The 9,518-nt window shown below is 60.8% G+C and carries 10 protein-coding genes; 5 read left to right on the top strand and 5 right to left on the bottom strand.

The window, feature by feature from the left end:
- Both K2Y56_RS25440 and K2Y56_RS25435 read left to right on the top strand, forming a co-directional pair.
- A partial coding sequence (locus tag K2Y56_RS25440) for a DUF444 family protein (RefSeq protein ID WP_292514662.1) occupies positions 1–281 on the top strand: 281 nt, incomplete at its 5' end.
- Entirely contained in the window at positions 278–1,837 is a 1,560-nt protein-coding gene (locus K2Y56_RS25435; RefSeq protein ID WP_292514660.1) for a SpoVR family protein, read from the top strand. The genes K2Y56_RS25440 and K2Y56_RS25435, both read left to right, overlap by 4 nt.
- 20 nt (positions 1,838–1,857) lie before the next feature.
- Here K2Y56_RS25435 and K2Y56_RS25430 read toward each other — a convergent pair whose 3' ends face one another.
- Positions 1,858–2,064 (bottom strand): hypothetical protein, encoded by a 207-nt coding sequence (locus tag K2Y56_RS25430; protein ID WP_292514657.1) that lies wholly within the window; start codon positions 2,062–2,064, stop codon positions 1,858–1,860.
- Positions 2,065–2,259: 195 nt separating this feature from the next.
- Between K2Y56_RS25430 and K2Y56_RS25425 the strand changes: the two genes are divergently transcribed.
- Both K2Y56_RS25425 and K2Y56_RS25420 read left to right on the top strand, forming a co-directional pair.
- Positions 2,260–2,511 carry a hypothetical protein gene (locus tag K2Y56_RS25425; RefSeq protein ID WP_292514656.1) on the top strand — a complete coding sequence of 84 codons (252 nt, stop codon included), beginning with the start codon at positions 2,260–2,262 and terminating at the stop codon, positions 2,509–2,511.
- Between the two features lie 382 nt (positions 2,512–2,893).
- Positions 2,894–3,661, top strand: coding sequence for a hypothetical protein (locus K2Y56_RS25420; protein ID WP_292514653.1), 768 nt, complete (start codon positions 2,894–2,896; stop codon positions 3,659–3,661).
- A gap of 117 nt (positions 3,662–3,778) precedes the next feature.
- Here K2Y56_RS25420 and K2Y56_RS25415 read toward each other — a convergent pair whose 3' ends face one another.
- Together K2Y56_RS25415 and K2Y56_RS25410 are read right to left on the bottom strand one after the other, a co-directional pair.
- Positions 3,779–4,174, bottom strand: a complete 396-nt coding sequence (locus K2Y56_RS25415) for a hypothetical protein (protein ID WP_292514652.1) — start codon at positions 4,172–4,174, stop codon at positions 3,779–3,781.
- A 395-nt stretch (positions 4,175–4,569) separates the two neighbouring features.
- Entirely contained in the window at positions 4,570–7,587 is a 3,018-nt protein-coding gene (locus tag K2Y56_RS25410) for an N-6 DNA methylase (RefSeq protein ID WP_292514649.1), read from the bottom strand.
- A gap of 218 nt (positions 7,588–7,805) precedes the next feature.
- On the opposite strand from K2Y56_RS25410, the gene K2Y56_RS25405 reads away from it, so the two are divergent.
- Positions 7,806–7,985, top strand: a complete 180-nt coding sequence (locus tag K2Y56_RS25405; RefSeq protein WP_292514646.1) for a hypothetical protein — start codon at positions 7,806–7,808, stop codon at positions 7,983–7,985.
- 68 nt (positions 7,986–8,053) lie between these two features.
- Here the strand turns inward: K2Y56_RS25405 and K2Y56_RS25400 are convergent, their stop codons facing one another.
- Positions 8,054–9,073, bottom strand: a complete 1,020-nt coding sequence (locus tag K2Y56_RS25400; protein WP_292514643.1) for an ATP-binding protein — start codon at positions 9,071–9,073, stop codon at positions 8,054–8,056.
- Positions 9,074–9,221: 148 nt separating this feature from the next.
- A partial coding sequence (locus tag K2Y56_RS25395) for a DUF4113 domain-containing protein (RefSeq protein WP_292514640.1) occupies positions 9,222–9,518 on the bottom strand: 297 nt, incomplete at its 5' end.

Here is a 9,518-nt window from a genome sequence, read left to right as displayed (position 1 = left end):
ACGGCGACAACGTCTCCAGCGACGCGCCGACCGCGACAGAGTTGCTGCGGGCGCATATCCTGCCCGCCTGCCAGCACTTCGCCTATCTGGAAGTCGGCGACGAGAACGGCCCTCGCGCCGGATTCGTCGAGCACCGCACCACCCTCTGGCGGACCTACGAGGCCCTGGCGAAGTCGGGCGCCCCGATCGCCATGCGCAAGGTCAACCACCGCCGCGAGATCTATCCCGTCTTCCGCGAACTGTTCGGGCGCAAGGACGCACGGGCGGAGGCGGACGCATGAGCCGTCTCAAAACGCAGAAGATCGCCGCGGCGGCGCAGCCGCTCTTCACCGGCAACGACTGGGATTTCGACACGATCCGGCGGATCCACGATGCCTGCGAGGTCGAGGCTGGCGCGCTCGGCCTGTCATGGTACCCGAACCAGATCGAGATCATCACCGCCGAGCAGATGCTCGACGCCTACGCGTCGATCGGCATGCCGTTGTTCTACAAGCACTGGTCCTTCGGCAAGCACTTCGCCCAGCACGAGGCCGGCTACCGCCGCGGGTTGATGGGCCTCGCCTACGAGATCGTCATCAACTCCGACCCGTGCATCTCCTACGTGATGGAGGAGAACACGGCGACGATGCAGACGCTCGTCATCGCGCATGCCGCCTTCGGCCATAACCACTTCTTCAAGAACAACTATCTGTTCAAGCAGTGGACCGACGCGGAAGGCATCCTCGATTATCTCGATTTCGCCAAGGGCTTCATCTCCCGCTGCGAGGAGCGCTACGGTCATCAGGCAGTCGAACAGGTGCTCGATGCCGCCCATGCCCTGATGAGCCAGGGCGTCCATCGCTATCCGCGCAAGAAGCGTCCCGATCTCGCCTCCGAGCAGCGGCGCGAGCGCGAGCGGCTCGAGCACGGCGAGCAGATCTACAACGACCTCTGGCGCACCCTGCCGCAGAAGACCGCCGGTTCACGGCCCGATGCGGCTATCGAGCGGCGCAAAGCCCTTCTCGAACTGCCGCAGGAGAACATCCTCTACTTCCTCGAAAAGGCGGCTCCGCGCCTGCGGCCCTGGCAGCGCGAGATCCTGCGCATCGTCCGCCTCGTGGCGCAGTATTTCTATCCCCAGCGCCAAACCAAGGTCATGAACGAGGGCTGCGCCACCTACTGCCATTACCGGATCATGAACTCGCTCTCGGAGAAGGGCCTCATCACAGAGGCGGCCTATCTGGAGTTCCTGCAATCGCACACGAACGTCATCCGTCAGCCGAACTACAACGAGCGCGGCTATGGCGGTCACAATCCCTACGCCATCGGCTTCGCCATGATGCAGGACATCGCCCGCATCGTGGAGCAGCCGACCGAGGAGGACCGGCAATGGTTCCCCGAGATCGCCGGCACCGGAGACGCGATGGCGACCTTGCGCGATATCTGGGCGAACTACCGCGACGAGAGCTTCATCGCACAGTTCCTGAGCCCCAAGCTGATGCGCGACATGCGCCTGTTCCATGTGGTCGACGATCCAGACGAATCTGAGATGCGGGTTGCCGCCATCCACGACGAGCGCGGCTACCGCAAGATGCGCCGATCCTTCGCCCGGCAATACGATGTCGCCTGGCTCGACCCGGATATCGAGGTGGTGGATGTCGACCTCGAAGGCGATCGGAAGCTGATCCTGCACCACAAGGCGCTCAACCGCATCACCCTGCAGAAGGACGACGCCAAGCGCGTGCTGCAGCATCTCGCCGACCTCTGGGGCTACGACGCGGTGCTGAAGGAGGTCGATCCGGCGACCGACGATGTGCTGGCCGAGCACAGCGCCCATGCACGGCCGATCTTCTTCTGAGCTGGCGGATGCCTGAACTGCTAGCGATGGTCGAGGAGCGTCGATGGACGCTTGGACGAGAAAGGCCCTTCTGTGCCGGGCAGCAATCCGCCGTCGATCAGCCAGAGCAGCAGCATCGCCGTTGCGACCAGTGTCGCGAACGAGGTGAGACGTCCGAAGTTTCGGCGACTTACCAAGAGGACGATTAAAATCCCGAGAAGGACAAGACCCAGCGCTGCGATCAGCACGTGACGTCTCCGCTGACGGCCAGGTTGCGAATTCCCTGCGATGCGGCCCCGTCCGTCGCCCGGCGACCTTCGCGCACGCTACCGCCCCGGCGAGGGCGAAGACCAGCCCCGGAGCTGACGTCGCGAGACGATTTCGGAACGGTCCAGCAAGGATCGTCGTTCCTGGCGTCGTTAAGAACTCAGGAGGAAACTCTCATGAAAAGCCTTTCGATCGCCGTCCTGACTACCTTCGCCATCATGGGCGGCGCTGTTGCTGCCGAGCAGGGCGCCAAGTCGAACGCCCCAGGCCAGCAGATGCAGGACAAGGGAAGCCTGAAGGGAAGCCCCGGTGCGTCCGGCTATGCTCCGGGCCAGGAGAAGAAGTCGGATACCACCGGTTCGACCTCCGGGCATTCCGGCTCCACGGACATGAAGTCCGGCACCTCGGGTTCATCCACCGGCCGCTGATACGCGAGCGGATCTGAGATCGGGTCGGTACGAGTCAGCTCGGCCGGTCAGCAGGTCAATATCCAGGGCGCGCTCCTCGAGGGCGCGCCCTTTTTGTACCGTCAGCGCGTCGACCGGAACCCGAAACGAAAAAGGCAACCCGAAGGCTGCCTCTACCATCCCGTTCCGAAACACGGAAAATCATGGTCGGAGCGAGAGGATTCGAACCTCCGACCCCTAGTCCCCCAGATTAGCCGGGTTGCTGAAAATAAAGGTCTTTCCTGCAAACCATCCGATTATGCAGGCTAATAAGATCAATGGCTTGGAACCGTTTTTCAAACCGTCTTAGGGTGCTCCGAGGATGATTTCGGGCTGCCCTACTTTGCCCCAACGTGTGAGCGCGATGCAGACCGAGAAGGCCGTCGAGCGAGTCGAAGCGATCGTCTCATTGCTCCTGCCTGACATCAAAATCGCAATCGGTGTCTGTGAGACGATGGAGGCAGCTAACGACGTCGTAGCTCATCACCTCTCAGACCGACACATTGAGGGGATAGAGGCCTTCAACGTGGTCCAGCACTCGCTGGCGCTGAAGCTAGCCATGGATCTCGCTCGCATCTTCGACGTGTCATTCGGACGGGCATTGGACACACAGGACAAGGCGTCAATTCCCATTCTCGTGCACCACCTTCGCAAGGAAGAGGTCGCGGCCGAGCTCATCCAGCGAGCTCGGCAATGGGTTCCCGGATGGAAAGATGATCGGGAATCGGATGCGGAAGCCTGTCGCGCTGCCATCGATCGCATGATCGAACGATGGGACTCGATGCAAAGCGGAGAAGATTTCGAATGTCTCGATCGTATCCGTGAACTTCGAACACGACGGCTGGCACACAACCTAGTCGACAAAGACCCCGATCCGCTGCCGTACTATTCCGACCTCTTCACTCTGATGGCGCAAGCGACTGCAATTGGGACCGACGCGCAGTTCGCCGTTCTCGGCATTCCTTCAGGGCTCCAAGAGCGGGTCGAATTTAAGCGCGAAATCGCGGAGGTGTTTTGGCGAAGCGTCCGCGCAGGGCTGGAGCTTGAGCCGTTGGATGCGCAGGCACGTCTCACCAAGCCGCCTTTGAGGGCCGAGGACGCCGAAGCCCTGCGGATGGGCGGCGATCGATAGGTTCGACGGACAGGGCACTAGTCCCACCCGACCTTACCTTGGGGACAACCAAGCAAACGTTCGGCGAACTGTTCAAAGCGAAGGCGATCGTCGAGGCAGATGGCAATGCCAGAGGAGTCAGGAGCCTTCGCGTACTTTTCGGCGCTGCGGAGTCGGTGCAAGCCGGAGGGAGGGCTGTGCCTCGAACTCGAACACTAGGTGGATAACGTCCGTCCTGAACCTGCCTTTCACCCCGTGCAGCTTGAGATCGACCTCGCGGACATGGATCGAGGTCATCACGGCTTCGCCGGACAGAAACGTTTCCTTGAGGCATTCCGCGGGCAATGCCGCCTTGAGGCCCTCCGCGATGAGTTCGGTCCAAGTCGCAGCATCCCGATCGAGTACGTACGCTATCATCCCGCCGAAACGTTCTAGGGTGTAGGGCGCATCCACGTTGTCGAACCGTTTAAGCCCTTCTGAGCCGAGGTAATCCGCAGCGACCTCGTGCGGCGCCTTCAGCTTCTTGGCCTCCAATCGCAGGTCGATCCTATCCCGATGGATTGCGATCTGTATGTCCGTCGGTTGCGCCTTTGGGCCAATCGACCGATCGTACCGCCTGTCGACCTCGACGTGGAAATCCATCCGCGTCAGGTCCGGCATGTCAGGATCCAAAGCGGGCGCGGCGATGAACTGCGCGGCTCGCATCTCCTCCATCACCTCGATCAACGCCTTGCTAATCGATGTCTCGTCAGGGAGTCGGCTCCCCCTACGGGCCTTGTTAGCCTTCCCGAACCACCCGGTCCTGGCTTCGAAATGAGTGCGTTTGTCCGGCTCGTTTACCCTCCGAGCCGCCTCGCGGATGCCCCGGACGGCCTCATCGACGAAGCGAAGCCAAACGTCTTCCGATAGGTCGTCCGCAGGCCCTCTGCTCATGCGCCCCCCGACGCGACCTGCCTAACGAGCTCACCGGCATCCTCCACAGCCTGGTCGGACATCCAGGCGAAGAGCGCCGAGGATTTCCTCAGCATCGCAATCCCGGCTTTGCGGTCGAACGACACCACGCTCGATGCCACAAACGTCCCGTCTGGTTCTGTGCGGTCATAGGCTTCGTGGACGTCTTTACGTCCGAAAGAGATCCGGATTGAGACGAGGCCTCCGCCGGTCCCGACGACCGTCGCAGTCGGTCGAAACCGTTCCGTGAAGCTCGCGGCGAGCTCCCGCTGTAGTCGCTCCATGTAGATCCGGATATCTGCCTCACCGGCCTCCTTGAACGCATCTGGCGGTATCTGGGCGTCAGCGTAGCCCTGCGAAAAGTAGAGGAACTCTTCCACGGCTTGCCTCAGGTCGGGGCCAGCGCCAAGGGCGTCCAGGATTGCGGCGTCTACGTCCTGGGCTTCGAACAAAAACTGGAAGGCGGGGTCGGCCACACTGCCGAAAGGGCAAGGAAGGGCGAGGAGGTCACCCTTCTCAAAGCGCGCCCCGTCGAGCAGCACCGTGGCGCCGTACAAGGCGGCAAAGTACCTGACGACCCCCGAATCGAGGAACGCGCGCAGGCTGTGGAGGCCACGCAACTTCTCGGCACTTGTGAGCGGCCTGAACGCGTCGTCCCTCGTCGTGCTGTCAGAATTGGTTGTGAGATCGTCGAAGAGGATCCCGTAGAAGGTCGAATTGAACGCGTGTGGATCCTGTAGCACCCGCAGGTTCTTGAAGGTGCGCGGCACCAGGAGCACGTTACCCGAGAAAAGCGCTCGGTAGGCGTTGGTAATCTCGGGTCCTGGGCGGCTCGCGAGGCGAACGAGGTTTTGAGTCACCTCGCGCCCCTGTCTGTCGATCCGCTTCGGAAACGCGAAGCCCGTCTCCTCGGCGTTGCCCCCGCGCAGGATGCGCAGGCGCGACCGTTCGAAAAACCCTGCGACGGTGGCTTTCCGTTGGCCAGTCAGGGTCCGGAGCGCGTCGCGCGTGCGCCTGTCCACGGTTCCAAGTACCAACGGGGCGAACCAGCCGTTGGCGTCCCCCTGCAGGTCCCGGACGTGGGCCGTGTGAAGGTCTGTCTGCGAAACCATTAGGGCCCAGACGTCCCCGAACGCACCCAACGGCAGGGACGAAAGCCGAGGCCTGTAGACGGTGACCGGGTCGGAGGGGCGGGATGGATGGCGCCCAGCCACAACGATGGTCGCCGGCGCGCGCGCGCCGGCGAAGAGGCGGTACCGGAGGTAGGAGAGGTTCGCCACGGTGCGGACCGAGACCCGGGTAGCCAACGCGGAGGCGAAGCGCTCTGACTGACGGCCGACCAGCGAAGTCGTCGGCAAGATGAGGCCGATCACGGCATCTTCCGCCGCCAAGCATTCCACGGCGAGCCAGACGAAGGCATCCGACAGCCGGCCATGCACGACCGGGGTCTCCCCGCCCAGCTCCGCAAGAAAGGCGGTGAGGGCGGAATCGTCGGTCGCAGCGGGGGCGGCCGGGATTGAGACCGGGCCGTTGCGCCTGGCGCCGCGTCGCTTCAGCCTCAGCCATGGTGGGTTGCCGACAACGTGGGTGAACCGAGCTTTGCCGAACGGATGGGTGAAGGCGCTTGCAACCACCACGTTGCTGTCGAGGGATGGCAGCAGCTTGCCCCCGTCCTCAATCGCACCGAGTCGTCCGATGTCCACACCCGCTACATAGTCAAGCATCGTCAGGTAGAGGCTGAAGCGGCAAACGTTGGCCGCCTGAGGGTTCCTCTCGATCCCGAAGATGCAGTCTTGCAGCAGGCTGCGCGCGGCGCTCGCGTGGTCGGGACCCCATCCGCCATTTGGGGCGCAGCGCTCCATGATGCGGCGGTACGCTGATACTAAAAAGACGCCCGACCCGGCCGCTGCATCGACAACCCGTGACCCGCCGTCGATCGGCCTCTGGGCGTCGGCGCGGGCGACGACGAAGTCTGCCAAGTACGGGGGCGTGTAGAAAGCGCCTTCGGCCCGCTGGGCGTCGCCGTCCTCCACGCGCAGGAATCGTTCGTAGATCGCGGAGATGGTCTCGGTGCGCAGAACCTGAAACGAGACGTCGAGGAAGCTGAGCTGGCGGCCAGCCACCGTTTCACCCCAGCGCACAACGCTATGGACGAACCGCACGAGCTCGTCAGGGATCCGGGCCCGGTCCTTTCGTGCGATCGGAAATACGCAGCCGTTAATCGCCGCATCGATGCCGTCGAGCGCCGCCCAAACCTCTGCAGCGGAGAAATCAGGATGGTCGACGCGCACCCCCTTGAGCACGGCGGCGCCCGCGAAGAGGCTGCCAGCGCAACCCGCGTCCTCGATGGCGTTGCGCAGCCAAGCCTCGCCGACAAGGCCGCGGTCGACCAAGACGTACAGGTAGATCAGCCGTCCGACGAGCGCGTTTACGAGCGCGCGACCCTCGCGCGTATCGAGCTCAGGATACTCCGCGCAGGCGTGTAGGTTCATCCGCTCGATCGCCGTCACTAAGCGCGTGTCGATGGCCTCATCGCGCGAGACCTTCCGATCTTTCCAGTGAATGGACGTTGTGAGGGAGCGGGCCGAGACGTCTTCGAGGATGGCAGGCAAAGCCTCGCCGATCTCGTCCAGGGGAATCCTGGCCAGGCCCTCGATCGGGGGGCCGAACGCGTTCCTCACCTCGACGCCCCGCGGCGTGACGAGGATCAGCAGGGGGACAACGCCCTGCGTCCAAGTCCGCCTGTGCAGGTCGTCGGCACCGGCTGCGTCAGCCGCGACGCCCACATACACGACAGGCTTGAACGATCCCGGCACGGCGCCGTCGGACAGACCGAAGACGGAGTGGATCCCGATCGCCCTGAAAGCCGTCAGGACGACGTGCACATTCTCGCTGCGGTCGAAAGCCTCAGACGAGTCGAAGTAGGTTGCGCTTCCAAGGTAGCCCAAGGCCTGGCATAGCGCCTCCACCCTCAGCGTTAGGGATGCGTCGTTCATCGTTCGCCTCCCAACTCGCTTGGCCCGAACATTCGATGTTCGAAAGATACACGAAGCGCAAGCATTAAACGACTGATATCAAACGTTATTTACCCGATGCCAATTGTGCAGGCGGTGCAGGCACTTAGCTCTGTTCGTCATCGAGACGCCTCGCAGTGAGCAACATGCCAAAGCGATGACACCGTGGTCGGCCGAGCGCCTTATCCTGTCTCACCGTCATGGCTCAGACCCGCACCGTAGGCGAATTGTTTGAGGCGAAGGCGATCCGCGAGCCCGACGTCGTTGCTGCGGTGGACGCCTTCATGGCCGCCCCAAATATAATGACCTTCCTCACGGGAGAGGGTTATACGATCCATCTCACCGCGACCTTGTCGGCCAGCCCATTCGCCTTGGCTTGATGGCGCGCTTTAGTGCGGAGCTGACAAGGATCTTATTGTCGAGGGCATTAAAAACCAGCTTTCGACTCTCAATCGAGCGAAGCATCATTGACCTCGGTCCCATCTTCATCAGCTACTGACATGACGGTGACGCCACCTTTTGTTACCATCGTATTGGCTGTTAAATATAGTTTTTCATCTTTTAGCAATAAAATTTGAAATCCCTCCGTAATTGTGCCGGGCACTGCTACTGCTTGATAAGCGAGCATAAATCGAGCGTCATCGCGGAACGAGCGCCGTGGTATTCTCAATTGAAAATCGGGGCGATGAAAATTTGCTGATAAGCCCTTGATAAGAGGAAAATCTTTTGGAACGGCAAACCGCTTCTCATACACCTGATATTCTTGACCCCATAAGTTCATAGTATCGCTTCGTTTTTCTACATCTTCCGGATATTCAATGACATCGACTGCTGTATCTATTAAAATTTTAAACAGCGAGTAAAGCGCCGGCTCTGGCGAATGGTTCATTACCCAAGGCCGGATCGCAAATAATTGTTCGCTGTTGTTTAGTTCGATGTGCCCTGTTTCTGACGGAAACTTAAATTCGACCTGGAGCACAGGCTTCTGATTGCGAAGCATAGCGTCGCGAATTTCGTAATCCGCCATGGGGACAGAGCGCCGCTCGAAGCGGCGGTAGTATTTATGATCAATTGAATTTTGATGAGGCGCAAAAGACTCACTCTGAGGAACGTTGATTACGTACGCGACCCTATTAGGTTCTGAGGATAGGCCGATCTCCGTGATGCTCAGGCTTTGCAAGCGCGGCGAGGAGTTTGTGCCTATAACTTGTTCGATCCACTCAGGTGTGATCTGAGCTCTGTCAATACCTTCATCGATGCCGGTAGGGACTCCTTCGCGTTCGCGAATGCCATAAATGATCTGCCCGCCCGCAGCATTAGCTAGTGCGGTTACGTCTTTTACCAATTCTGATCGTCCGTCGTTCGTGCGATTTAGTGCTGGTGATCCCTTGTATTCTAGTGTGAGGCTTTCGTTCAGTCGCTCTTGAACGAGCCGCTCCAGATCATCACGGGTGCGGAGATTGAGCATCAAGACCGCCTTCTGTGTACATACTACGGATTTTACTTACTTTATTTCAAATAATATATAACATTGCTAAATTTCATCGATTCTTTTGTATATTATTTTTCCAAAGAATGGGCAAGATCTATTGAAAATATGGCTCATGTTACAGCTACTAGGCATGTACCACAGGCAGCTCGCCCAGTTGAGTCGTGTAGCGCGGGGAGCGCATCTCGAACTTCGTCGACCATGTCCGCTTCTGCTGCAGGCCGGCTCTCGCCGGCACCACGGCGCCTCGGCCGAAGCGGGCATTGCAGGCGTCCATCGCCGCCATCAACGGTCCACTGCGCTCGCGGTCGAGCTGACCGATCAGCGCCCGCGGACTGTCGTCGAGGAGCTTCAGATCGGTGGTGATGACTCCCGCCTTCGAGTAGCGCCACGGCCGCTCGCCCTGGTCGCGCCAGGTCCTGGC

This window comes from Methylobacterium sp. (assembly GCF_019745455.1).
Classification (GTDB): Bacteria; Pseudomonadota; Alphaproteobacteria; order Rhizobiales; family Beijerinckiaceae; genus Methylobacterium.
The sequence above is the reverse complement of the archived record's forward strand: the minus strand, read 5'-3'. Positions and strand labels throughout refer to the sequence as shown.

Bases quoted from the DNA above. Each gene is read 5' to 3' on its own strand.
- K2Y56_RS25410 (WP_292514649.1), bottom strand. From the start codon at position 7,587: ATGAACGACGCATCCCTAACGCTGAGGGTGGAGGCGCTATGCCAGGCC.
- K2Y56_RS25405 (WP_292514646.1), top strand. From the start codon at position 7,806: ATGGCTCAGACCCGCACCGTAGGCGAATTGTTTGAGGCGAAGGCGATC.
- K2Y56_RS25420 (WP_292514653.1), top strand. From the start codon at position 2,894: ATGCAGACCGAGAAGGCCGTCGAGCGAGTCGAAGCGATCGTCTCATTG.
- K2Y56_RS25400 (WP_292514643.1), bottom strand. From the start codon at position 9,073: ATGCTCAATCTCCGCACCCGTGATGATCTGGAGCGGCTCGTTCAAGAG.
- K2Y56_RS25435 (WP_292514660.1), top strand. From the start codon at position 278: ATGAGCCGTCTCAAAACGCAGAAGATCGCCGCGGCGGCGCAGCCGCTC.
- K2Y56_RS25425 (WP_292514656.1), top strand. From the start codon at position 2,260: ATGAAAAGCCTTTCGATCGCCGTCCTGACTACCTTCGCCATCATGGGC.